Raw genomic sequence first — 25,215 nt, 5'->3', positions numbered from 1 at the left:
CCTGCGTAGTCCCCTCTCCTGTCCGAGGAGGGGGATTTGGCTACAGCACTCCGGTCAGCAGACCGACGCCGGCCACTGCCGCGAGGCCGCCCGCCGTGCGGACGACGACCTGGCCATAACTTTCGCTGGCCTTGCCGACCAACATGCCGACGCCGATGCCTGCGACGTGCAGCAGGGCGGTGGCGATCATGAAGCCGGCGGCGTAGGCGAGGCCGCCTGCATCCTCCGGCATCTCCGCGCCATGCGCGTGGCCGTGGAAGATGGCGAACAGGCCGACGAGCCCCATCGCCATGGCGACCGGAGCTTTGACGCCCAGCGCCACGACCGCGCCGAGCACGACCACCGAAAGCGCGATGCCGGTCTCGACATAGGGCGCCTCGATGCCCGCCAAGCCCAGCGCGCCGCCGAACGCCATGACGAGGACGAAGGTCGCCGGAACCAGCCACAGCGCCCGGCCGCCGAGCTGCCAGGCGAAGACGCCGACCATGACCATGGCGAGGATATGGTCGAGGCCCGAGATCGGATGGCCGAAGCCGTGCATAAAACCGCGGGCATGGCCGGCGCCCGTATGCGCCAGCGCCGCGGTCGGAAGGAAGGCAAGCGTCGCCGCGAGGCCGCGCGACGCCGTGTTTTTGAGTTTCATGCGGCTGTCCCCATATCAAATCCTCCCGCTTCATTGGTGCCATGTTCTGTTGCGGGAGGAAACAGAAAATCCGCCGGAAAGACGTCGCTTCCCTGGAACCCCTTTACCATCCGTGGGCATTCGCTCCGCCAGCAGCCCAGGCTGGTAGTTTCAAAAAATACACGTATTACGAGAATAAGGCTTTACAAATAAACTATATGATTGCATATCTGGCTGATGCAACCAGAGAGCGCATATGACGACCAGTACGGGCAGCGGCCGCGCCGGCTGGAGCTTGTCTGGGTCGGCAAGGAGGACCGCCGCCGGCCGGAGCCGAGGATCCTGATCGAGAACACCGCGCTTTCAGTCGGCGTGTCGGACAGGCCGGAGAACCGGCTTGTCCACGGCGACAACCTCCTGGCGCTGAAAGCCCTGGAGTCCGAGTTCACCGGCAAGGTGAAATGCTGCTTCATCGACCCGCCCTACAACACCGGCAGCGCCTTCGCGCATTATGACGACGGTCTGGAGCATTCGATCTGGCTTGGCCTGATGCGCGACCGCCTGGAGATCATCCGCAGGCTGCTCGCGGACGACGGATCGCTGTGGATCTCCATCGACGACAACGAAGCGCACTATCTGAAAGTGCTTTGCGACGAGATTTTCGGGCGCCGGAATTTCGTGGCCAATGTCGTCTGGCAGAAGCGGACCTCGCCGGATGCGCGATTGCGGCTGGGTGGCGCGCACGACCATATCCTTGTCTTCGCGAAGGACATGGCGCGGCTTCAACTGCGGTCCGTCCAGCTCAGCCGCAAGCAGCTCAAGGGTTATCGCAACGTCGATGGCGACCCGCGCGGCGACTGGGCATCGTCGGATTATTCGGCGCAGGGCTACCGGCCGAACCAGATGTACGAGATCCGCACGCCGGGCGGCGCGGTTCATCGTCCTGCGCCTGGGACTTGCTGGAAGAACACCGAGGCCGTTTTCCAACAACTGGTCGCCGACAATCGCATCTATTTCGGCAAGGACGGCAGGGGCGTGCCGCGCCGCAAGACCTTCCTCGCCGAACGCGAGGGCGTCTCGGCATGGAGCTGGTGGGACAATGGCGAAGCCGGCCACAACCAGGAGGCGAAGAAGGAAAGCATCGCACTGTTCGGCGCCGACAAGGCGTTTGCCACGCCGAAGCCGGAACGGCTCATCAAGCGGGTGCTGGACATCGCCACGGGCGCCGGAGACCTCGTGCTGGACAGTTTCGCGGGTTCCGGCACCACAGGGGCCGTTGCGCACAAGATGGGCCGCCGCTGGATCATGGTCGAGATCGGCGACCACGCCCACACCCACATCATCCCGCGCCTGGCTCAAGTGATCGACGGCACCGACGGCGGCGGGATAACCGATGCGGTCGGCTGGCACGGCGGCGGCGGCTATCGTTATTACGAACTGGCGCCGTCGCTGATCGAAACCGACGCGCATGGCCGCGGCGTCGTCAGCCGGACCTATGGCCGCGACTCCCTGATAGAAGCCGTCTGCAAGCTTGAAGGGTTCGCCTACGCGCCGAGCGACACCGTCTACTGGCAGCATGGCCGCTCGACGGAACGGGATTTCGTCTATGTCGTGCCGCGCTTCATGGTGGCTGAGGAACTGGCGCTGCTGAGCGAGGATGTCGGGACCGGGCGCAGCCTGCTGGTCATGTGCCGCGCCTTCCGCGGCAACCCGGCATCGTTCCCCAACCTCACCGTCCGCAAGATTCCGAACCATTTCATCGAGCAGTTCGACTGGGGTCAGAGGGATTACCGCCTGAATGTCGGCGAGGCTCCGGCCGGCGGCACGAGGCTCCCACCGCGAGGCGGCCAGACATAGAGGTTCGCCATCGCCAGACGCAGGGAACCATGGGGATGTTCTCCGTCGCGACGGCGTATCGTGGATGCCGAGCAGTCCAAAGGAAAAAGGCCGCGTCCGGACAGTCCGCACGCAAGCTGCTTACGACCTGGGGAAGAAGATGGCCGAGGGAACCAACCGTCATGTCGATGCGATCGCCGGGCGGCTCAGCCTGCGGCCGCCGCAGCGCCGGTCGCTCGAGATACTCGACCGCATCGCGACGCTGATACCCTTGCGGAAGGATGCCGACCTGACGGCCGCGCTTGCCCATATCCGCGCCGCCTTCCCGTCCGTCGCCGATTTCGAGCGCGATTTCCCCTCGCTCTGCTTCGCGCTGGCGACCGGCGTCGGCAAGACGCGGCTGATGGGCGCCTTCACAGCCTACCTTCATCTCGCGCACGGGCTGAACAACTTCTTCGTGCTCGCGCCGAGCCTGACCGTCTACAACAAGCTCATCGCCGACTTCACGCCAAACACGCCGAAATACGTGCTGAAGGGCATTTCGGAATTTGCGATCGCGCCGCCCGTCATCACCACCGGCGACAACTACCAGCGGCATATCGGCGGCGGCGGGAGCCTGTTTGCGACGACCATCAACATCTTCAACATTTCCAAGATCAATTCGGAGGTGCGCGGCGGTCGCAGCCCGCGCATCCGCTCGTTTCGCGAGGAGATCGGCGAGAGTTACTTCGACTGGCTGGCCGGCCTGAAGGACCTGGTGCTGATCATGGACGAGTCGCACCGCTACCGCGCTTCGGCGGGCATCCGGGCGATCAACGAACTGAAGCCGGTGCTCGGGCTCGAACTCACGGCGACGCCCTTCGTCGAGACGCCGCGTGGGTCCGTGTGGTTCAGGAACGTCGTCTACGACTATCCGCTGGCGAAGGCGATGGAGGACGGCTTCGTCAAGGAGCCGGCGGTCGTCACCCGCGAGAACTTCTCGCCGCTCGGCAAGTCATCGGACACGATCCAGCGGATCAAGCTCGAGGACGGCGTTCGCCTGCACGAGAGCGTGAAGACGGAATTGCAGACCTATGCCCGGCAGGCCGGAGTCCCCGCGATAAAGCCGTTCATGCTGGTCATCGCCCGCGACACCACGCATGCGGCGGAACTGACAGGCCTCGTCAGGTCGGACGGCTTCTTCGGCGGCCGCTACGCGAAGAAGGTGATCCAGATCGATTCCAGCGTGCGGGAAGAGGAGACGATCGAACGCCTGCTGAAGGTCGAGCAGGCGGACGAGCCGACGGAGATCGTCATCCACGTCAACATGCTGAAGGAAGGCTGGGACGTCACCAATCTCTATACGATCGTGCCCCTGCGCGCCGCCAGCGCCCGCACGCTGATCGAGCAGTCGATCGGCCGCGGCTTGCGGCTTCCCTATGGCCGGCGCACCGGCGTAACCGCCGTCGACCGGCTGAACATCGTCGCGCATGACCGCTTCCAGGAGATCGTCGAGGAGGCCCGCAATCCCGCCTCGCCGATCCGGCTGGAACAGGTCGTGCTGCCGCAGGACGGCGTGCAGGTCCGGACGATCACCGAGATATCGGAACCGCGGCTCGTCTCCATGCTCGGCCTGCGATCGGATAACGGGCCATCCACTCCGCATAGCGAAAGCGACGATGCGCAGACCCCTTTCGCACATCACGAGCAGCAGATCGCGCAACTCGCCTACGAAGCCATATGGAAGCTTGAGGATCCGCCTTCACAGGCACCGGGGATCGCGCATCTGAGGCGGCCGGAGGTTCAGGCGGCACTGGTCGACGCCGTAAAAAGCCGCCACGCGCCCACGCAACCGGGCTTCGCCGGCCTAGCGGCTGAGCCGAACGTCGGCTCGATCGTCGCCAGGACCGTCGATCTCGTCGTCCGCCAGACGATCGACATACCGCGCATCCTGCTGATGCCGAAAGGCGCGGTGGATTGCGGCTTCCGGCCCTTCGCACTCGACCTTTCCAGCCTGAACTACGAGGCGCCGGACGAGACATTGTGGGCAGCGCATCTGCGCACCGGACAGGTCGACCGGATCGGGCTCGGCCTCGCCAATCCCGATGCACGGCGGCTGGAGGACTATGTCGTCGGCGGCCTCATCGACTTCGATGACGTGGCCTATGACGACCATGCCGACCTGCTCTACGACCTCGCCGGCCAGGTGGTCCGGCATCTCCTGTCGTCCCTCTCCGACGACGAGGCGCGAAAAACCCTGCGGCTTCATCAGCAGGACATCGCCCGTTTCGTTCACACCCAGATGCGCCAGCACTTCTGGCAGGATGGCCGGCTGGGCCACGAGGTCGTCGTCAAGCGGGGTTTCAGCGCCTTGCTGCCCAGCGTCTACAGCCGCGACGAGGGCGAGGCTGACCGCGATTTCCGCATGTCGCCCGCCGACAAGAGCAATATGGCGCGCTATGTCTTCGGCGGATTTTCGAGATGCCTGTTCGGCCGGCAGAAATTCCAGTCCGACGCCGAGCGCAAGCTCGCGGTGATCCTCGACCGGGAATCGCAAAAATGGTTCAAGCCGGCGCGCGGCCAGTTCCAGCTGTTTTACCGCAGCGGCGCCGACGATTTGGAATACCAGCCCGATTTCGTCGCCGAGACCGATACGCATATCCTGATGCTGGAACCCAAGGCTTCCGACCAGATGGGCGATCCTGCCGTGCACGCCAAGCGCGACGTCGCCGTCGAATGGTGCCGGCACGCGACGAACCATGCGGCGACCTATGGCGGCAAGCCCTGGGTCTATGTGTTGATCCCGCATGACGACATCGCCGAGAACATGACGCTCGACGGCTTGGTGCGGCGATTTTCGGTCTGGTAGCCGCCGGCATCGGCCGGTTAGCGCGGAACGTCTTCCGCAAAACGTCTTCCATCGTCTCAAGAGGCGGCAGCTCAGCAGGCGGCGCTGCGGATAGTAGTCCCCTGTTTAGTGCAAAGGCAACGCGCCGGCAGGCGCCGACAGAAAACCCCGAGCGGCCGTCATGGCCGCCCGGACAGGGAATTGTCTTTGGCCGCTGTTGCCCCGGCTCACACGACGACGAAATCCGCCGCCGTCAGCGTTGGCGATCCAGTTAGCGTGGCGAAGCGGATCGCGGCGAAGGTGGTTCCGAATCCGTCGGCGTCGTAGAGAAGCGCTCCGCTGACGGAGTTGTAGATGATGTGATCGTCGGCGTCCCTTGGCGCCAGCGCCGTGTCCTTGAACGCCGACGCGCTCAGCGCCCCGAGGCCGAGCGTGGTGAAGATGGCGTCGTCGAGCTCGATCTTGTCGGTTCCTGCCGCGAAGTCGGCGATGCGGACGATGTTGTCGGCGGCAAGCGCCGTCGAGAAGCGGAAATTGTCCGCCCCGCCCATGCCGTAGAGCACATCCGCGCCGCCGCCGCCGTCCAGCGTGTTGGCACCGTCATTGCCGCGCACCAGCTGCACCAGCTCGTTGCCGGTGAGGTCGACCGCATAGGTGCCGACAAGCGAGGTGGTGTTGAGGTATTCGATATGGGCACCGGCCGTCAGCACGAAGTTCACGGCCGCGCTCACCCGATCGTCGCCCTCGCCGTCAAGCTCGACGATCACGTCGCCGGAATTGTAGACCTGATAGCCGTCGTTGCCCTTGCCGCCGATCAGCGTGTCGGCCGCGCCCGTCCCGCCGTCGCTCAGGATGTTGTCGCCGGCATTGCCGCGGATCGTCTGGGCGAAGGAATTGCCGGTGAGATTGACGGCATAGGTGGCATTGAGTGCGGTGGTGTTGAGCAGTTCGACATGCACGCCCTTGCCGAGCACGTAATCGACGCCGGCCGAGACGCGGTCGTTGCCCTCGCCGGCAAGCTCGATGACGATATCGCCGCTGTTGTAGACGAGGTAGGTGTCGTTGCCGTCATGGCCCCGCATCGTGTCGGCGCCGCCGACGCCGCCATCATGCAAGGTATTCTTGCCGTCATTGCCGACGATGGTCTGCGACAGCGCGTTGCCGCGGAGATCGATCGCCGACTTGCCGGTGGACGAGTTGGTCGACAGGATCTCGATGTCGTCGTCGGCCGCCAGCGTGAAGCTGACGAAGCTGGCAACCTGGTCGGCGGTGCCGTTGCCGGCCGTCTCGATGATGGTGTCGGTCGCATCGTCGACGAAATAGAGGTCGCTGCCGATGCCGCCGATGAAGATGTTATTGATGCCGGGCGTACCGCGCAGGATGTCGCCTTCGCTGTCGACGCCGACGACGCTGACGGTGACCGTGGCGGTGTCGCCGCCCGAGATCGTATAGGTGAAGGTATCGTCGCGGACGAGGTCGTTCGCGCCGGAGCCCGAATCGGCCAGGTCGTTGAACTTGCCGTTGGGATCGTAGCTGAAGGTGCCGTCGGCATTCAGCGTCAGCAGTGCGCCCGACGCCAGGGTGATCTGCGTGCCGACATTGGCCCCCACGCCATTGACCGCGGTGACGGTGAGCGCCGTATCCGGATCGCTGTCGGCGCCGGAACCATTGTTGGCGAACACGTTGCCGGCGGTCAGCTTCGTCGCCTCGTCCGTCACGAACAGGTCGTCCTGCGCCACGCCGGGATCGTCGACGTTGTTCACGGTGAAGTTGAATGTCGAGGCGGCCGGCACGGACCCATCCTCGTTGCCGTCCTCGACCGATACGCTGAAGGAGGCCGTGGGCCCTTCCGAGCCGTCATGCAGGAAGCTGACCAGGCCGCCGGCGAGCTGCGTGCCGGTGAAGGTCGCCGAGGCAATGCCGTTGACCAGCACCGTGCCGTTCACCTGGCTCGATACGGTGAAGGTGACGCCCGCCGCGACGTCGTCCGGATCGGTGAAGTTCAGGTCCGCCGTGGTGATGACGTAGCTCGCCCCTTCGCCCACGGTTGCGGAAAGATCGCCCGTCAGCACCGGCGCGTCGTTGGTGGCGGCGACATGGATGGTCGCGGTCGCGGTGTTGCTGTTGGCCTCGGCGTCATTGACCGTGACGGTGATGCTGCGGTCGGTCGTGTTCGGCGCGTCGGAGGAATTGCTGAACCTGAGTTGCTGCAGGGCGGTCTGGTATTGGGCCAGTGTCGCCGAACCCGTCAAGGTGAGCACACCGGTGCCGGCGTTGTAGGCCGAAGCGACGATGCTGCCGGGCAGCACGCCGTTTACCGACAGGAGATCGCTCGCCTGTTGGTTGGTGATGGTGATGGTGGCGGAGGCGATGGTGGTGCCGTCGTCGACTATCGTCGTGTCGATGTCGGCGATCGCCACTGCGGCCGCGCCTTCGGTGAAGGTCGCCTGATAGCCGCTGCCGGCTATGCCGGCGGAGTTGTTGGCATCGAGGTCGAGTGTTGCCACGACGTTTCCGACGAATTCGATGCCGCCAATATTGGCATTGCCTGTGGTGAGCGAAGGCGTGATCGTGTTGAGGAATGTCGCCGTCAGCCCGTCGGCGCTGAGCTGGAAGCGATAGATGCGATCATCGCTGTTGCCGGCGGCCGGGTTTTCCTCCGACTCGACGTAAAGCTGGTGCGTCGCCTGATCGATCGTGAAGTCGCCGGGGATGAAGGTCGAGCCGCCGGGCATTCCGGCGAGCGTCACCGCGATCGCATTGGTGCTGCCGGTCGCGGTGTCGGAAATCACCCATAGCTTGTTGGTCGGCCCGGCGCCGAAGGGCTGGGCGAACGTGCTGAAGTAAACCTGGTTCCGGCCGGCGTCGACATCGACATCGGCAATGAAGCCGTTGGTGAAGTTGGTCGGAAACTGGGCCTGATTGAGCAGGGTCGTTATATTGTTGCTGGTGTCGACCCGGTAGATCATGTTGGTGCCGGCGCCCGCGGTCGCCTGCGCGAAATACAAGGTGCCGTCGCCGTCGTCGCGGGCGATGTCGGTGGTCAGGATGAAGCCGCTCGGAAGAGCGTCCGTCGCCTGCGTGACCAGGAAATTATTGGTGTTGCTGACCGCGCCGGACGCCGGGTTGTAATCGATCTGCAGCAGGCCGGTGGCCGCGTCGTTGATGTTCACTTGTCCTGCGTCGAAGTCGAGCCGGCCGATGAAGAGGTGGTGATTGACCGGATCGATCTCCAGGCCGCGCACAAGATCTTCCGCCTGGAACGTGAACGCAACCGTGGGCGCTGCGCTGCTGTTGAGCTGGCCTGTATAGAGGATGGCGTTGTCGTCGCCCTGGCTGTGCTGGAGGATGAAATAGCGGTTGTTGGCCGCGTCGATCACCGTTTCCTGCCACGGAGAGCCGGGCGTCGCATCCGCGACCTGGCTGACCACGTTCGTGCCGTCCACGTTGGCGGAGGTGAGAAAGGTGTCGGTGGCGCCGGCCTGGGTGGTGAAGAATATCCTGCTGGGCATGCTGATCTCCCTTGCGGCGGTCCGTGACGCGCCGGAGCTTGCCGGCTACGGACACGGCCGAGTTGGGCACGACATCCGCCGTGAAACCCCTGGCCGGACCAAAAGCCGGATTGTTATCGATGATGACGGCCGGAGTGCTGCTGCCAACGTCGCCGTAGGCGACGAAGCAGTCTTCGTCGAGCCTTCGGCGGAGTACCGGAACCGACCGGCGGCTGGCATGCGAATCCCCCGTTTTATTGTAGTATTGAGGAAACGCGCTGGCGCACCCTCGGCATTGATTACGGCCACTCATGCAGCCGTCATGGATCTTAATCTATCGGCAGCGCAATGGACGCACAAGGGAAAGTTGCCAATGTTTTAATTTTTGTTGCCCGCCGGAGAGTACGCCGTTATTAACGAATACAGAAAAAGCGATTATTTTGCAAGCATCTTTGGATGCTATCTTCCAATTTCATAAAAAACCAAGCAAATACGAAAACCCTGAAAAACCAGCAGGATACGGATTTTTCACCGCTGACGTATGAACAATGGCGACAATACGCAAATCGACATTCATAAGTGCTTCATATATGCATCGCGCATCCATCCATCGAATTTCACCCGCCCCGACGTAAATCCCTGTCACTCCAAAACGATAATATTGAATATATACAGGCACGAAGAAAACTCCCCCATGGAACATCTGCACTTTTCGTGTTTCACCTGTTGATGCCGGACAAGGAGTGGGCTACTCTCAGTCAACTGATGGCTGAAGATAAGAGGGGGCGGCGCCATGAGTGATCCCTATATCGGCGAGATTCGCATGTTCGGCGGCACTTACGCTCCGCTGGGCTGGTCGACCTGCGCCGGGCAGTTGTTGTCGATCGCGCAGAACGAAGTCTTGTATAACCTGATCGGCACGACCTACGGCGGCGACGGCGTGACAACCTTCGGCCTTCCGCAACTCGGCGGCCGCGTGCCGATGCACAACGGCAACGGTTTGGTCCAGGGCCAGATGGCAGGGTCGGAGAACGTGACGGTCACCTGGAACCAGATGGCCTCGCACAGCCACGTTTTCACTTCGACCGGCGCAGCCGGTAACGTCGGCAGCCCTGCGAACGCAATCATGGCCGACCAGGGACCAGGCGGTCTCAGCGTGTTAGGCTACTTTCCCTATGACGGCACCAACCAGGTCGTCATCAACGCCAACACGATCAGCTTCACCGGCGGCAGCACGCCGCACGAGAACATGCAGCCCTATCTGGCGGTGACGTTCATCATCTCGATGGAAGGCATCTTTCCGTCCCAGGGCTGATTTCACCGCACGGCGCCCACCGGCAAGACACGCGGAGCAGTTTCCATGTCCGAACCTTTTCTCGGCGAAATTCGCATCATGGGTTTCAACTTCGCGCCCCGCGGCTGGGCGACATGCGACGGGCAGATATTGCCGATCGCGCAGAACACGGCGCTGTTTTCGCTGCTCGGCACCAATTATGGCGGCAACGGCCAGTCGACCTTCGGGCTTCCGGATTTTCGCGGCAGGGTGCCGATCGCTGCCGGCCAGAGCCCCGGCCTGTCGCCCTATGTCGTTGGCGAGGCCGCCGGCGTGGAAAACGTCACGCTGACGCTGCAGGAGCTCCCCGCCCACAATCACGGCGTCGCCGTGACGACGACGGTGGGAACAGCCGCTACCTCCAACGGCAACCAGCTCGCCAAGGCGCAGATAGGCAATGCGATCAGCGGCATCACTCAGATCCGGGTCTACAGTACGGGGCAGCCCAACGTGCCAATGTCGCCGAACGTCCTGCGTCCGACCGGCGGCAGCCAGCCGCACAACAACATGATGCCCTATCTGGGTCTCACCTTCTGCATCGCAATGGCAGGTATTTTCCCGCCGCGCGGATAAGCCGATAGGCAAGGATCCAGGGGCGACAGAGGAGATAGATATGGGCCAGCCCTACGTCGGTGAATTGAAGATCGTGTCCTGGAACTTCGCGCCCAAAGGCTGGGCGCTGTGCAATGGGCAGACGCTGGCGATTGCCCAGAACCAGGCCCTGTTCTCGCTGCTGGGCACCACCTTCGGCGGCAACGGCACCACAACCTTCGTGCTTCCCGACCTGCGTGGCCGCGGCCCGCTGCATGTCGGCACGATGCCTGGTGGGGGCACGTATGTTCCGGGGCAGAGCGCTGGGCAGTCCTCGCATACGCTGATCGTCAGCGAGTTGCCCCTGCACCCTCATACCGCCTCCGGCAACAATACCGTGGATGCCGCCACCAATACCAACACCGCCACGACCGCCACGTCGCTCGGCCAGTCGATCGGCACCCCCCCGACGGGAGCTGCCTTTACGGCCAACATGTATGGCAGCGGCACGCCGACGGTGGCGCTTGCGCCGCAGACGATCGTGCCGGCCGGCGGCAACCAGCCGCACGACAACATGCAGCCATACACGGTGCTAAACTACATCATCGCGCTGGTCGGGGTTTTCCCCTCGCGCAACTGACGCTCAATTGAAGAGAGCCTGATAGTCCTGCCGGTCGTTCCCGGCGGTCTGAATGGGCATGATGTAGAGATTGAACCAAGGGCCGCCGTCGAGCTGCAGCGTATAGAAACCTTCGCGCATGACCTCTCTCGGGGGGCCGCGGAAGATCAGGGTGAACGGTTCCCGCCGTCCCGCGTCCGCCTGGCCGCCTTTCACATTGCCCGTTTCGACAGCGGTCAACGCCATCGGGTGCGGCCAGCCGGGAATGCGAAATTCCTTGTCGATGTGGGGCCGAAAATGCTCGGCTGTGACGTCTGCGGGCGATAACGGTTCTGTCATGACAAGGTTCTTCAGGGGCCGATCAAAGCAATATGATAGAAGCAGCTATCGCTTGTAAACGCCAACCGGCCCTGCGGCAGGCTGGCGGTCGGGAAATTCTTTGCATGAACCGCGTGATCAACATCCCTTCCCCGCTGGGTAAGCTGCGGCTACGGCCCGAGGGGCCGCGCGATCAGGATTTCCGGTTCGAGCTGTTCCGCAACTCGCGACCACCGGAATGGCAGATGACCGGCTTCGAGCCGAGCCTTCTGCAGCAGATCATGCGACAGCAGTTCCATGCCCAGACGGTGAGCTATCGTGCGCAGTTTCCGAAGGCGCGCTTCGACATCATCGAACTCGACCGCATCCCGATCGGCCGCATCGTCGTCGATCGTCCAGGCGCCTGCATCCACATTGTCGACCAGGCAATCGTTCCAGAGCTGCGCGGGCGGGGCATCGGCACCAGCATCATGACAAACCTGATGAACGAGGCCGTCCGGGGCGAGATGCCGGTGCGCCTCAAGGTCTCCTCGGACAACGACCCGTCGATGCGGCTTTATCTGCGTCTCGGTTTCGAGGTGACCGAAACGAACCCGATGTATCTGGAAATGGAATGGTTCGGCGATCGACGGCAAGACGCAAGCGGGATTCCCGCGCGATCGCAGGACCCCGGGTGAGATAGCGGGCAACGTCGCGGCGATGCATCGGTTCGTCAGGCGTCGAGGACCGGGCGTAGGTCCACGCGATGTTGCGAACCGCGTGTTTGCGCACGCAGCTGGCAACACAACCGGGATCGGGCTGCCCGTTCGAACCGCCGCCGGCCCGATTGCGGAAAGACGATGAAGCGCGCTAATCGCTGGTCGGGCAAAGAATGAGGTGGGACTTGCGCGAGCGTTTTGACGTTGTTGTCGTCGGTGCGGGCATATTCGGGCTGGCCGCCGCCACCGAGCTTCGCAAGCGCGGCCACAGCATTGCGCTCGTCGACCGCTTCGGCAGCGGCCATCCGTTGACCTCGTCCACCGGCCGCTCGCGTGGCATCCGCATCGCCTATGACCATCCCTTCTATGTCGAACTCGCCCGCGACGCGATCCCGCGCTGGCGGGCGCTGGAAGCCGCCACCGGGCGAAAAATCCTGCACCTCACCGGGCAGATCGATTTCGGGATGCCGGAAAAACTGGCCGGCATCGTCGCCGCGGTGCGAAGCGTCGGCGGCGAGATCGAGGAGCTGGGCGCGGCAGGACTGCGCGCACGGCTGCCGCACCTGCGGCTGGATGAGCCCGGCCTGTTCCATGCGCAAGCCGGCACGGTGCTCTCCGACGAAGCCATGGCGGCGATGAAGGCGCAGGTGCTGGCGGCGGGGGCCGCGCTTTACGAGCCGGAGCGCGTCATTGCCGTCGAAACCGGGAGCGCGCCGCGCGTCGTGACCGACAGGCGGACGCTTGAGGCTGGCACGGTGGTCATTGCCGCAGGTCCATGGTCTGGCGCCTTGCTGGCCGATATCGGCATCGATGTGCCGCTGGCGCCGGCGGTGGCGCAGGTGACCTTCATTGCCGCGCCGGAACTGGTCGACCTGCCCGGCATCGGCGAATGGGGCGGTGACGAGGACGGTCTCGGCGGCGTCTATGGACACCCGGTGCCGGGCGTCGGCTACAAGCTCGCCTTCAGCTCCGGCCAGCAGGGCTGGGCGCCGGATGCCGTCGAATGGAAAACCGATCCGCAGGAGCAGGCGCGGCTTCTGGGATGGCTCGACCGGCGCATGCCAGATTTTCCGCGCACCGTGCAACTCACGCAGCGGCACCCGTGGACGATGACACCGGACGGCGATTTCATCGTCGACCGCGTCGGCCCGGTGGTGCTTGCCTGCGGCTGTTCGGGGCACGCCTTCAAGTTCGGTCCGGCGCTGGGTCCGCTTGTCGCGGACATGGTGGAAGGCCGCCCGGCGCATCCGCTGCTGGCGCTCGGCCGCTCCACGCTCGTTTCAAAAACCGTCGCCGCCAACGATCCTATCCTGCGCTGAGCGTGGCATAGTTCGCGAATTCAGCCGGCGCATTGCGTCCGGCCCTGGCTTGCACCAAGATGCTCCCCTGCCGGGGGAAATGGATGGCTGCGACGAAAGGCTGGAGCATCAACGACCGGTGGCTGGCCTGGGCGCTTGCGGCACCGACCGTCATCCTGATCGGCCTGCTCATGATCCTGCCGATCATGGTGATGGGCATCTACACCTTCTTCACATTCGTCACCGCCGGCGTCGAGCAGGCGACGCTGACCTTCGCCAACTGGCACGAATTCCTGTCCGACAGCTATTATCACGGCTTTCTGCTGAAGACCGTGCGCGTCGGCGCGATCACCGCGATCATCTGCGCGCTGCTCGGCTATTTCCCGGCCTATTTCATCTGGTCGACCGGCTTCCGCTACAAATGGCTGCTGCTTCTGCTCTTGATCGTGCCGTTCTGGATCAGCTTCACCATAAGAACCTTCTCGTGGATCCATATCCTCGGGGAACAGGGCCTGATCAACGCGACGCTGCTGCGTGTGGGCCTGATCGATGAACCGCTTCGCCTGCTCTATACGGAGTCGGCTGTCATCATGGGCCTCGTGCACTTCCTGCTTCCCTACATGATCCTCAACGTCTATGTCAGCCTGGAAGGTATCGACCGTAGCCTCGTGCTCGCCGCCCGGTCGATGGGCTGCACCAGCGCGCAGGCGTTTCGCGAGGTCACGCTGCCGCTTTCGCTGCCCGGGCTCGCCGCCGGCCTGCTGCTCTGCTTCGTGCTGGCCGCCGGCAGCTACGTCACGCCGCAGCTTCTGGGCGGACCGCGCGACGCGCTGTTCGGCAATCTGATCTACGACACGATCATGGGGCAGTTGAACTGGCCGCTCGGCGCGACACTGTCGATCGTGCTGTTCGTGCTGCTCGGCTTCGTCGCCGTCGCCTACAGCCGCTATATGGGGCTGTCCCAGATCATGAAGGGGATGAGCGCATGATCGCCCCTAGCGACGGCACCGGCCGCTGGGGCTGGCGGCTCACCTGCGCCATGACGCTGCTGGTCTACATCTTCATGTTCGCGCCGATCGCCGCGACCGTCGTCCTTTCGTTCAACGCCTCGATGTTCGGCGGCTTTCCGATCACCGGCTTCAGCTTCCACTGGTACGAGGTGCTGATGCAGAACGAGAACGTGCTTTCGGCCTTCCGCACCTCGCTGTGGATCGCACTGCTGACGGCGATGCTCACTACCATGGTCGGCGTCGCGGCGGCGCTTGCGCTGGTGCGCTTCGAGTTTCCGGGAAAGGCGTCCGTGAACACGCTCGCCATCCTGCCGGCGCTGGTGCCGGAGACCATTCTCGGCGTCGGCCTTCTGGTGCTGATCAAGGCGATCGACCAGCCGCGCACCTACCTGCTCCTGTTGGCGGGCCATATATTGCTGGCGCTGCCCTTCGTTGTGCTGGTCATCCAGGCGCGCCTTATCGGCATCCGCCGCGTCTACGAGGAGGCGGCGCTGTCGCTCGGCGCACCGCGCGGCTCGACCTTCCGCGAGATAACGCTGCCGCTGCTGATGCCCGCCGTTTTCGCCAGCGCCCTGCTGGCCTTCACCATTTCCTTCGACAACACCACCGCCAGCCTGTTCTGGCGGCCGGCCGGCGTCGAGACCATGCCCACCCAGATACTCTCGATGCTGAAGGTTTCCATCAGCCCCGAGGTCAACGCGCTCGGCACGCTGATGATCGTGATCACCGTTGGTGTGCCGCTCCTTGGCGGCATTGTCGCCAAGGCACTATCCGGACTGAAAAAACGACAACCACAGATGGGAGACTGACATGAAGATATCGCAGACCAGACGACTGGAAGGCCTTGTCGAGCGACACGGCAATGGCGACCTGTCGCGCCGCCATTTCCTCGGCCTGACGGCGGCCGCCGCAGCCGCCGCCGGCGTGTCGATGCCATGGATCGGACGCGCGCTCGCGGCTGCCACCGAAGTGCGCTTCGACGGATGGGGCGGCGTCGTGCAGGAGGCGATCGACAAGTTCGCCTTCCAACCCTACACGGCCAAGACCGGCTTGAAGGTGGTGCAGGGAACCTTCGGCGACGAGAACGAGATCATCACCAAGATCAAGACGGCGAAGGAAGGCGACTACCAGGTCATCCACTCGTCCGGCGTCAACTACTACATCAAATACGTCCAGGCCGGCTGGAACTCAGAGATCAACGAGGCCAACATCCCGAACATGGCCAATGTGCTGACGGCGATGATCGAGCCTTTCCGCAAGATCACGCCGAAGCTCTCGGCGATCCCCTACGACTACGGAACGACTGGCATCGCCTACAACACCACCGTGATCTCGCCGGAGGAGGCCAAGGAGAAGGGCGCCAGCCTGCTGGCCGACGCCAAATATGCGGGCAAGGTAGGCGGCTATGCCGACATGACGACGCGCGTCTGGTACGCGGCGCTGGCGACCGGGCAGGATCCCAACAAGATCACCGACATGGACGCCGTCTGGGCGAAGGTGCGCGAGACCCGCGACCTTGCCAAGAAGTTCTGGAGCTCGGGCGCCGAACTGATGGACCTGCTTACCAAGGGCGAGATCGTGGTGACGGACGCATGGTCGGGCCGCGTCGCTGCACTGCAGCAGCAGGGCCAGCCGATCGGTTATCTCGACCCGGCAGGCTCCTACGCCTGGATGGAGGACATGCTGGTGCTGAAGGGCTCGCCGATGGCGGAGTGCGAGGAACTGATCAACTTCATGCTCGATCCGGCGACCTCGATCGCCGTGGCCGAAGGCCAGAACTATCCGCCGTCGCTCGACCCGACCAAGGTCAAGCTGACCGACAAGATCGCGAAATTGCCGGCCTTCGACCCGACAGGCGAGATGAAGGCGCTGACCTTTGCCGATCCGGTCTACTGGGCCGACAACGAGGATGCCTGGACCAAGCAGTGGGACAGAATCTCGAAGGGTGCATAAAGCAAAATCCCACCTCGCAACGCGCATGACCCCGGCCACGCCGGCCGGGGTCATGCGCGGCTCTTTCTCCATCGCCAGGGGCACTTGATGGACAGTCCTGCCGTCGAATTCCAGGACGTCGACATCGACTACGGCAATTTCAACGCCGTGAAGAAATTCTCCCTGTCGATCGGCAAGGGGCGCTTCGTCACGCTGCTCGGCCCGTCCGGCTGCGGCAAGACGACGGTGCTGCGCGCCATTGCCGGCCTTGTCGCCATATCGGCAGGCAGGATCGCCATCGGCGGCAAGCGCATCGACCAGGTGCCGATCTACAAGCGCAACATCGGCCTGGTCTTCCAGAACTACGCGCTGTTTCCGCACAAGAGCGTCTTCGACAACGTCGCCTTCGGCCTGAAGTACCGCAACGTGCCGAAACCCGAGATCGTCCGCAGGGTCGGCCGGGCGCTGGAGATGGTCCGCCTGCCGGGCAGCGAACGCAAGCTGCCGCACCAACTCTCCGGCGGCCAGCAGCAGCGCATAGCGCTGGCGCGCGCCATCGTTTTCGAGCCCGAAGTGCTGCTGATGGACGAACCACTCTCGGCCCTCGACGCGAATATGCGCGAAGAGATGCGCGGCGAGATCAAGAAGATCCAGCGAGAGACCGGCATCACCGCGATCTTCGTAACCCACGACCAGGAAGAAGCGTTGGCCATGTCCGACCAGATCGTGGTGATGAACACCGGCCGTATCGAACAGATCGGAACGCCGAGCCAGGTTTACGAGCAACCGGACACCAGCTTCGTCGCGAGTTTTCTCGGCAAGGCCAACATCGTTGACGGCGCGGTCACCGCTTTCGCCGAAGGCATAGCGTCGGTCTCGATTGCCGGCGACCGGACGATCAGGGTTGCCGCGCCCTGGCATCTGAAGCCGGGCGACGGCGTCAGGATGGTCATCCGGCCGCAGCGCCTGAAGGTCGGGGACGCCTCCGCGGACGCCGGTCCCAACACATTTCCGGGGCGCGTGGTGTCGGCGGCGTACCTCGGCGGCAACGCCGCCTACGAGATCGATGCGGGCGGAGCGTTGACACTCCGGGCCGTCAACCCGATCGCCGGACAGCTTTGGCCGGAAGGCGCGACTGTTTCGGTTTCATTCGATCCGCAAGGCTGTGTCCTCCTCGATCCGGTGAGCGGCAGAAAGCTGGGATGAAGCGGCGACAAGCCTGAAAGCCGCATGGCCAGGATGGCATCGGGAAGGGCGAACCGTTGGATCATGCGACCGGTGCGCAATCATGTGCAATGCCTATGAGCTTCACCTGATTCGATGACGGAAGAAGCGGACCGGCTCCATCGCAGGGCCGACGTGCCGCGTTTTCCAGCACCCGCCGGCAGAGCTCAGCCCGCATTGCCGGCAGCGGTGCGATAGCGGCAGGCAGCCGGGCCGGTACCGCTTCGGCCGAAACCTTCCTTGCATCGAAGGAACGACAGTGTTGAATACGGAGGTCGGCGTGTTAGACCCTTAGGAGGGGAGCCTCTCTTGGAAAAGTCCGACACCGCAACCGCTTCCGCCGATGCGATCCTCGCATCGGTGATCAGTTCTTCGCTGGACTGCATCATCGTCACCGACGAGACCGGACGCGTCGTCGAGTTCAATCCGGCAGCGGAAGCAACCTTCGGATATCCCCGGGGCGTTGCGATCGGTGCCCAGATTTCCGAACTCATCGTTCCGCCGCGTCTGCGCGACGCCCACACGATCGGTCATGCCGCCTATCTGGATGGCCGCGGGCCACGCCTCCTCGGCCGGCGTGTGGAACAGACGGCGATGCGCGCCGACGGCAGTGAATTTCCGGTGGAGCTTGCGATCACCGAGGCGTGGAGCGGCGGCCGGCGGTTCTTCACCGCGTGCCTGCGCGACCTTTCGGAGCGCCGCGCCGCAGACGCCGCCCTGCTCGCCAGCCAGGCGCGGCTGGAAGCTTTCATGCGGCATGCGCCCATCGGCATGTATCTCAAGGACATCGACGGCCGCTACGTGATGGCCAACCCCGAAATGGGGAAGGTCTTCGGCCGACCGGCAGAGGAAGCGATCGGGCTTTCGGCCGCCGACATATTCGGCCATGACGAAGCCGCGATGATCGCCGAGAACGACCGCCGCGTTCTCGAGGCGGGGCAGCCGAACGCTTTCGAGGAATTCCTGAGCCAGGCGGCCGAATATGCCTGGAGCCTGGTGGTGCGCTTCCCGGTCCAATGGGAAGACCAGCAGCAGGCGCGCATCGGCGGCTTCGATATCGACATCACCGAACTCAAGCGATCCGCCGAGCGGCTGGCGGAGAGTGAAAGGCGCTTCCGCGCCGTGACCCACCACCACCCGGTCCCCGTCGTCTTCATCGATCAGCGCAATCAGCTGATCGTGGCCAACCCGGCATTTCGCGAGATGATGGGCGTCGGCGACGGCGACGAGGAGCGGTTCCTGCAGCACCGCTGGTTCGCGAGCCGAGAAGACTATCAACGCATCAACGCGATGTCGCGTTCGCTTGCGCGGGTCGACGGCGTGGAAGCGCATTTCCGCAGGCTCGACGGTTCGGTGTTCCCGGCCGCACTCAGCTGGCGCCATGTCGAGATGGATGGCCAGCAGGTGATCGTCGGTAGCATTGTGGATCTCACCGCGACGAGGGCGGCGGAGGCAGAACTGGCGCGATCGCGCGAGGCGCTCGCACAGAGCGAGCGGCTCAACGCGCTCGGCTCGCTGCTTGCCGGCGTTTCCCACGAACTCAACAACCCGCTGGCGGTCGTGGTCGCGCAGGCCTTCGTGCTCGAAGAACAGCTTGCCGGCACGATCCAGGCCGAACGCGCCGGCAGGATCAAGCGCGCCGCGGAGCGCTGCGCGCGCATCGTCAAGACGTTCCTCGCCATGGCGCGCGAACGCAAGCCGGAGCGCCGCAGCATCGACGCCAACGACCTGATCCGCGCCGCTCTCGACCTGGCCGGCTACGGCCTGCGCACGGCCGGCATCGAGGTCAGCACGCAATTGGCCGACGGCCTGCCGCCGCTCGAGGTCGACCCCGACCAGATGCATCAGGTGCTCTTCAACCTTATCGTCAACGCCCAGCAAGCGCTGCAGGAGATACCCGAGCCGCGACGAATCGCCATCGAGACAAGCCTCGTCGACAACGAAATCGATATCCTCATCTCCGATAACGGCCCCGGCGTGTCGCGGGAGATACGCAGCCGGATATTCGATCCGTTCTTCACGACCAAGCCGCAGGGCGTGGGCACCGGGATAGGGCTGGCCTTCTCGCTGGGCGTCGTGCGGGCTCACAATGGCAGGCTGGAGCTTCTGGACAATGGCAGTGGGGCGCATTTCCGCTTGCGGCTGCCAATCGAGACCGGCACCGTCACCGAATCCGAGGGAGGTGAGACCCCGTTTTCAAAAGGCGGTGTCGGCCGCACCGCCCTTGTCGTCGACGACGAGCCGGACGTCGCCGAGATGGTCGCCCTGTTCCTGGAGACCGAGGGGTTTTCAGTCATCACCGTCGCGGACGGCGCGCATGCCAAGCAGGCCATGCTTGCAACCTCGTTCGATGCGATCTTCTGCGATCTGAGAATGCCGAACACGGACGGCCCCGCTTTATACGATTGGGCGCGGGAGAGGGTCCCCGCGGCAGCTGACCGCTTCGTCTTCGTCACCGGCGACACGCTGGGCAGTTCTGCGGCCCGTTTCCTGGAACGGTCGGGACGGCCGGTGGTCGAAAAGCCGTTCTCGCGGGAAACCATCCGCGAGGCCATCGCCGCCCTCGCTCCGTCCAACGGCGGATGACTCCAGTCCGATCCGCTGGGCCGCGAAGATTTGCTAGCGGAGCCGGGACCGTCGGTCATCGCCGGAATTGCCGGAAAGCCTATGCGCGGGCGCTCCGAGTAAAGCCGGCCGCGGCGCGGCCGTGCTGCTGGTGACAGGAATCAAGCTTCGGGCTCGAATACCGATCGACGTGACGGGACAAGCCTAAGGCAGCAGAGCCCCGGGCCACTGGCAACCAAATTACCCACCGCCGGAGCGCGTTGACAGGACGGTGATCCGTGCCCGTCCACTGGTGAGTTAGGCAAGGCGGCCCTGTCCGGGCCGGACCTTGCTCCCGCCGAACCCAGCACGGTCTTGACACCGGTGGTCAGGAAGCTCCGGGCGTTGGCCAGCTCGCAACCAAGGTCAGGTCGGAGAACCGTCTCCGACTGGCGCGGCCTAGGTCAATTCATCCAACAGCGCCTTGGCGCGCATCACCCTCGACGCGGAAAATCCTTCGGTAAAACGGCTGTATACCGGAGAGAGGACCGAAAACGCCTCCCCTTCCCTTCGCTGACGCTGCAAAAGCTCCGCGAGGCTGGTCGCCGCAGACAATTCCCAATAGATCGCCTGCTGCTCGTTCGCCTGTCTCATCGACTGGCGGAACAGATGCTCGATCGACGCCGGGTCGTCCGAGCCTCGCCTTGCCAGCAACTCGCCCTTGGTCCTCAGGATTTCCGGCACGTACCAGAAATACTCGGTCTCCATCGCAAAACGCAGCGCCTCATCGATCTCGCCAAGACCGTCGTCGAAACGGCCCATCCCACTGAGCGCCGAGGCGAGTTCCGTCCGGAAAAACGGATAGAACAGCAGGTATTTTGCCTGTTGCATTTCGGCGAGGCCGGAGCGGAGCGCTTCAACCCCGGCCTCGGCTTCCCCACGCCTCGCCGCAAGGCTGCCCCTGACGCAGCGGCCAGCCGCGTGGAACGGGCGCAAGCCGTGCTTGAAAGCATGATCGACAAGTTCCTCGCCAAAATCCCTCGCCCTGTCGAATTCACCCAGGCTCAGCGACACGAAACCGGCCGCCCAGGCCAGCGCGACGCACAGGGCGAACGGCTGGCTGGTTTCTCGCGCCTCTTCGATCGCGCTCTCCGCCGTCCGCGAGGCGGCATCGAGAAGGCCTTGCGACAGAAGATTGACCGTGTTGTGCGCCAGCGCCGAGGACCGGACGTCGGCGCCGAGCCGCATCATGTCGAGACGGCGCCTGGCGGCGGGATAGTGGTCGATCGCCCACTGCAGCCGTTCGCCGGCCTCGACATGCGCCGCCACGTATGTCTGGGGTATCCCCACCAGCCAGGCCGCGGTTGCCCGGGACTGGAAGTCACGGCCCTTGGCAACCTCTTCGTGTTCGCGCGCGAAGGCCAGCGCGTCGTTCAAGGCCATCGAGCGGGCGGAAAAAAGCCACAGGCCGCAGGTTGCGCGCTGCTGATAGTCGAAATCCTCGAATGCCCGCGCCAGCGCCAGCGCCTCCATGAGCATCTCCCGGGCGCGGGCGCTCATCCCCTGGGTATAGATCAGCGCGAAGCCGAGGCTGCATCGCAGGACCATTTCCGCACGAGTTCCCGCCGACCCGCCGATGTGAGAGAGCGCCGTCGCTGCCCACTCGCCGGCCTCTGCGACCCTCGACACGGCGACCCAGAAATCGCTTGCGGCGGCGGCAATTTCCACCCCCAGCACGACATCGCCGCCAGTCGCGAAAGTCCACTTCAGCGCCGCGCGAAGATTGCCGATTTCGCGGCGGTAGTTGGCGAGATCGTCGATTGCCCCCTGAAGCTCGTCCTCCTTCGCGAACGAAGCAAACAGAGCCAGGCAGAACTCCCCCAGGCGGCGCATCGCCCGTCCGTGTTCGCCGCTATCCGCCAGTTTCTCCAGCGAATATACCCGGACCGTCTCGAGCAGCCGCCAGCGCGGAGCAGTCTCCGATCCATCCAATGCCACCAGAGATTTCAGGACCAGACTTGAAATGCCAAGCGCAACACTCGATTCCCTGTCGCTCATCACCGCCGTGGCCGCCTCGAGCGTGAAGCCCGCGGGAAAGATCGCGAGGTGCCGAAGCAGCCGCCGCTCCGCATCGGGCAGCAACTCATAGCTCCAGTCCAGCGCCGCACGCAGTGTCTGGTGCCGCGGCAGCGCGGTGCGCCGGCCGCTGGTAAGCAGCGCGAAGAGATCGTCGAGGCGCCCTGCGACCTGCTGGATGCCGAGCGTCGCAGCCCGGGCCGCTGCGAACTCTATGGCGAGCGGTATGCCGTCGAGCTGCCGGCAAATCGCGGCTATCGCCGGAAGCTTGTCGCCTTCCGGCAGGAAGTCCGCACGGAGCGACCGCGCCCGGGCGACGAACAGCTGCACCGCGCTGTGGTCCAGCACATCGCCAGGACCATCCGCATCCTGTGCCGGCACATCGAGCGCCGGGACGCGATAGGCGAACTCGCCCTCGATGCGAAGCAGTTCCCGGCTCGTCGCAAGCACCGACACGTGCGGGCACAAGCTCACCAGGATTTCGGCCGTCGTCGCAGCAGCATCGATGACGTGCTCGCAATTGTCGAGCACGAGCAGGACCCGCTTGTCGCCGATCGCCCGCGCCACCGACTGCGCGGATACCTCGTCGCCATGCAGATGCACATTGAGGACATGAGCGACCGTCGACGGCACCAGGCCGGGATCCGACAGCGAAACCAGTTCGACGAACAGGACGTCGCCTTCGAGTGTCGGGAACAGCCTGCGCGCGACTTCGGACGCCAGCACTGTCTTGCCGATGCCGCCCGGCCCCGTGAGGGTCACCACACGGTAGGCGGAGACAAGATCGCGCAACTGCTGGACTGCCGTCTCCCGCCCGACGAGAGCCGAGGCGGCCACCGGGACATTGGTCAGGAAAGGATGCGCCGCCGACCGCACGCGCTCGGGCGCATCCGGTGCTGCCGGCAGAATCTCCTTGCGGGTCGTCCAGTCGCCCAGCAGCCTGTAGCCGCGCCCGGAGATCGTCATCAGCATGCTGCGATCGGCGCCGAGCGCCTTGCGGATCGCGGCGATATGGACCTGGACCGTGTTGTCCTCTACGACGAGACCCGGCCAGACCCGCCTCATCAGGTCTTCCTTGGTCACCAGTTCGCCCGCCGATTCGAGCAGCGTCTCGATGATCTCGAAGGCACGGCTGCCGACCGGAATCGCCGCGCCATGTGCGCGCAACTCTCGCTTCGCGAGATCGACCTCCCAGCCGCGGGATTCAAACACGCGTGGTTCGATCTGCCCCAAGGCAATAATCTCGGTTCTTCGGAATTATAACTATTCAGTTAGGACCAAGCCGCTCGCAAGTGCAATGGCCGATAGCCTTCTTTTGGCGCATCGGGCGGTATCTGTCCCACGAGGCAGGTTCTGCGACCACTTCAGAACATTTCAGATTTCCTCACGGAGCTTAATTCGACCCTGGATTCGACTGCGCCTAACTTCTCCTTGTCGGGCAACAACTGGCCCGCAGCCATCGAAAGCTCATTCGGAACCGCCTGTTGATGGACGGTTCGGCACAGGAGGACACCATGTCAGCAATCTTGCTATCGACGACGCGGCGCGAACTGCTCGCCACGGCCGCTGCATCCGCCGTACTCGGCCTGATTCCCGGCACGTTCCATGCGGCTGCCGCGGATGCATCCATCCGTCCCTTCAGCATCCACTTCCCGCAGGAGCGTCTCGATGACCTGCGCCGGCGCGTTGCGGCGACTTATTGGCCAGACAAGGAGACCGTTGCCGACAGCACGCAGGGCGTGCAGCTCGCGACGGCTCAGAAACTCGCTGAGCATTGGGCGACGGACTACGACTGGCGCAAGATGGAAGCGCGGCTCAATGCCTTGCCTCAATTCACAACCGAGATCGACGGGCTGGACATCCACTTTATCCACGTGCGTTCCAGGCACGAAAATGCGCTGCCGATCATCGTGACGCATGGTTGGCCCGGTTCGATCATCGAGCAGATGAAGATTATCGAGCCGCTGACCAATCCGACCGCGCAGGGCGGCAGCGAGGCGGACGCCTTCCATGTGGTTATCCCGTCGCTGCCGGGCTACGGCTTTTCCAGCAAGCCCACGGCGCCGGGATGGACTCCCGTCCGCATCGCCAAGGCGTGGGCGACGCTGATGCAGCGCCTCGGCTACACGAAATATGTCGCGCAGGGCGGCGACTGGGGCAACGCCGTGACCGAGCAGATGGCGCTGCAGGAGCCGCCCGGACTGCTGGGCATCCACACCAACATGGCGGCTACCGTCCCCGCCGATATCTCGAAGGCGCTCGCCGCCGGCGGCCCGCGCCCTGCCGGCCTCTCGCCGGACGAGAAGCGAGCCTATGAACAACTCGACGACTTCTACAAGAACGGCTTGGGTTACGCGATCGAGATGAACAACCGGCCGCAGACGCTGTACGGGATCGTGGACTCGCCGGTCGGCTTGGCCGCATGGATGCTCGACCACGACATCCGCAGCTACCAGATGATCGCCCATGTTTTCGACGGACAGGCCGAGGGGCTGAGCAAGGACGATGTGCTGGACAACGTCACGCTCTACTGGCTGACCAACACCGCGATCTCCTCCGCACGTCTTTACTGGGACAACGCGCACTTCCCGTCGGGAGGTTTTTTCGATCCCAGGGGCGTCAAGATCCCGGTCGCCGTCAGCGCGTTTCCCGACGAGATCTACCAGGCTCCGAAAAGCTGGGCGGAAAAGGCTTATCCGAAGCTGATCTATTACAACCGGCCAGCCAAGGGCGGCCACTTCGCAGCCTGGGAGCAGCCGAAGGTCTTCTCCGAGGAATTGCGGGCCGCCTTCCGGCCGCTGCGCGAACAAATCTAGCAGATCGGGGCGGCTCGCCTCCTCAAGACCTGAAACAGTG

The 25,215-nt window shown here is 64.1% G+C and carries 19 protein-coding genes; 14 read left to right on the top strand and 5 right to left on the bottom strand.

What is annotated here, in order from left to right:
• Positions 1-40: 40 nt before the first annotated feature.
• Positions 41-643: a HupE/UreJ family protein gene (locus tag ACSBOB_RS06985; protein WP_442581718.1), complete on the bottom strand. Its 603-nt coding sequence runs from the start codon at positions 641-643 to the stop codon at positions 41-43.
• Between the two features lie 216 nt (positions 644-859).
• Here ACSBOB_RS06985 and ACSBOB_RS06980 point away from each other — a divergent pair, with 216 nt between their 5' ends.
• Both ACSBOB_RS06980 and ACSBOB_RS06975 read left to right on the top strand, forming a co-directional pair.
• Entirely contained in the window at positions 860-2,479 is a 1,620-nt protein-coding gene (locus ACSBOB_RS06980; protein ID WP_442581717.1) for a site-specific DNA-methyltransferase, read from the top strand.
• Between the two features lie 139 nt (positions 2,480-2,618).
• Positions 2,619-5,306 (top strand): DEAD/DEAH box helicase, encoded by a 2,688-nt coding sequence (locus tag ACSBOB_RS06975; protein ID WP_442581716.1) that lies wholly within the window; start codon positions 2,619-2,621, stop codon positions 5,304-5,306.
• Between the two features lie 206 nt (positions 5,307-5,512).
• On the opposite strand, the gene ACSBOB_RS06970 is transcribed toward ACSBOB_RS06975, so the two are convergent.
• Complete coding sequence (locus tag ACSBOB_RS06970) at positions 5,513-8,797, bottom strand: beta strand repeat-containing protein (protein ID WP_442581715.1); 3,285 nt, start codon at positions 8,795-8,797, stop codon at positions 5,513-5,515.
• Between ACSBOB_RS06970 and ACSBOB_RS06965 the strand changes: the two genes are divergently transcribed.
• Positions 8,772-9,158 carry a hypothetical protein gene (locus ACSBOB_RS06965; RefSeq protein ID WP_442581714.1) on the top strand — a complete coding sequence of 129 codons (387 nt, stop codon included), beginning with the start codon at positions 8,772-8,774 and terminating at the stop codon, positions 9,156-9,158. The two genes, ACSBOB_RS06970 and ACSBOB_RS06965, sit on opposite strands and share 26 nt — an antisense overlap.
• Before the next feature lie 90 nt (positions 9,159-9,248).
• Here ACSBOB_RS06965 and ACSBOB_RS06960 read toward each other — a convergent pair whose 3' ends face one another.
• Positions 9,249-9,455, bottom strand: a complete 207-nt coding sequence (locus ACSBOB_RS06960; RefSeq protein WP_442581713.1) for a hypothetical protein — start codon at positions 9,453-9,455, stop codon at positions 9,249-9,251.
• A gap of 114 nt (positions 9,456-9,569) precedes the next feature.
• On the opposite strand from ACSBOB_RS06960, the gene ACSBOB_RS06955 reads away from it, so the two are divergent.
• Genes ACSBOB_RS06955 through ACSBOB_RS06945 form a run of 3 tightly spaced genes read left to right on the top strand, consistent with a single transcriptional unit; the run spans position 9,570 to position 11,280 of the window.
• Complete coding sequence (locus ACSBOB_RS06955) at positions 9,570-10,091, top strand: phage tail protein (protein ID WP_442581712.1); 522 nt, start codon at positions 9,570-9,572, stop codon at positions 10,089-10,091.
• 45 nt (positions 10,092-10,136) lie between these two features.
• Positions 10,137-10,682: a phage tail protein gene (locus ACSBOB_RS06950; protein ID WP_442581711.1), complete on the top strand. Its 546-nt coding sequence runs from the start codon at positions 10,137-10,139 to the stop codon at positions 10,680-10,682.
• A 40-nt stretch (positions 10,683-10,722) separates the two neighbouring features.
• A complete protein-coding gene (locus ACSBOB_RS06945) occupies positions 10,723-11,280 on the top strand; it encodes a phage tail protein (RefSeq protein WP_442581710.1) in 558 nt (185 codons plus the stop codon).
• Between the two features lie 3 nt (positions 11,281-11,283).
• On the opposite strand, the gene ACSBOB_RS06940 is transcribed toward ACSBOB_RS06945, so the two are convergent.
• Positions 11,284-11,598 (bottom strand): DUF6916 family protein, encoded by a 315-nt coding sequence (locus tag ACSBOB_RS06940; protein ID WP_442581709.1) that lies wholly within the window; start codon positions 11,596-11,598, stop codon positions 11,284-11,286.
• A gap of 104 nt (positions 11,599-11,702) precedes the next feature.
• Here ACSBOB_RS06940 and ACSBOB_RS06935 point away from each other — a divergent pair, with 104 nt between their 5' ends.
• From ACSBOB_RS06935 to ACSBOB_RS06905, 7 genes are all read left to right on the top strand, one after another.
• The gene (locus ACSBOB_RS06935) at positions 11,703-12,254 is read left to right on the top strand and encodes a GNAT family N-acetyltransferase (protein ID WP_442581708.1); all 552 of its coding nucleotides are present in this window, start codon (positions 11,703-11,705) and stop codon (positions 12,252-12,254) included.
• A gap of 206 nt (positions 12,255-12,460) precedes the next feature.
• Entirely contained in the window at positions 12,461-13,594 is a 1,134-nt protein-coding gene (locus ACSBOB_RS06930) for an FAD-dependent oxidoreductase (RefSeq protein ID WP_442581707.1), read from the top strand.
• An 83-nt stretch (positions 13,595-13,677) separates the two neighbouring features.
• Positions 13,678-14,562 carry an ABC transporter permease gene (locus ACSBOB_RS06925; RefSeq protein WP_442581706.1) on the top strand — a complete coding sequence of 295 codons (885 nt, stop codon included), beginning with the start codon at positions 13,678-13,680 and terminating at the stop codon, positions 14,560-14,562.
• Positions 14,559-15,392: an ABC transporter permease gene (locus tag ACSBOB_RS06920; protein WP_442581705.1), complete on the top strand. Its 834-nt coding sequence runs from the start codon at positions 14,559-14,561 to the stop codon at positions 15,390-15,392. The genes ACSBOB_RS06925 and ACSBOB_RS06920 overlap by 4 nt, the downstream gene beginning before the upstream one ends.
• A 1-nt stretch (position 15,393) precedes the next feature.
• Entirely contained in the window at positions 15,394-16,536 is a 1,143-nt protein-coding gene (locus tag ACSBOB_RS06915; protein WP_442581704.1) for an extracellular solute-binding protein, read from the top strand.
• A gap of 87 nt (positions 16,537-16,623) precedes the next feature.
• A complete protein-coding gene (locus tag ACSBOB_RS06910; protein ID WP_442581703.1) occupies positions 16,624-17,721 on the top strand; it encodes an ABC transporter ATP-binding protein in 1,098 nt (365 codons plus the stop codon).
• A 327-nt stretch (positions 17,722-18,048) separates the two neighbouring features.
• Positions 18,049-20,325, top strand: a complete 2,277-nt coding sequence (locus tag ACSBOB_RS06905) for a hybrid sensor histidine kinase/response regulator (RefSeq protein ID WP_442581702.1) — start codon at positions 18,049-18,051, stop codon at positions 20,323-20,325.
• Between the two features lie 417 nt (positions 20,326-20,742).
• Here ACSBOB_RS06905 and ACSBOB_RS06900 read toward each other — a convergent pair whose 3' ends face one another.
• On the bottom strand, positions 20,743-23,592 hold the full coding sequence (locus tag ACSBOB_RS06900) for an ATP-binding protein (protein ID WP_442581701.1): 2,850 nt from the start codon (positions 23,590-23,592) through the stop codon (positions 20,743-20,745).
• A 281-nt stretch (positions 23,593-23,873) separates the two neighbouring features.
• On the opposite strand from ACSBOB_RS06900, the gene ACSBOB_RS06895 reads away from it, so the two are divergent.
• Entirely contained in the window at positions 23,874-25,175 is a 1,302-nt protein-coding gene (locus tag ACSBOB_RS06895) for an epoxide hydrolase family protein (protein ID WP_442581700.1), read from the top strand.
• The last annotated feature ends 40 nt before the right edge of the window (positions 25,176-25,215 follow it).

It is taken from the genome of Mesorhizobium sp. KACC 23794 (genome assembly GCF_052180275.1).
Classification (GTDB): domain Bacteria; phylum Pseudomonadota; class Alphaproteobacteria; order Rhizobiales; family Rhizobiaceae; genus Kumtagia.
The sequence above is the reverse complement of the archived record's forward strand: the minus strand, read 5'-3'. Positions and strand labels throughout refer to the sequence as shown.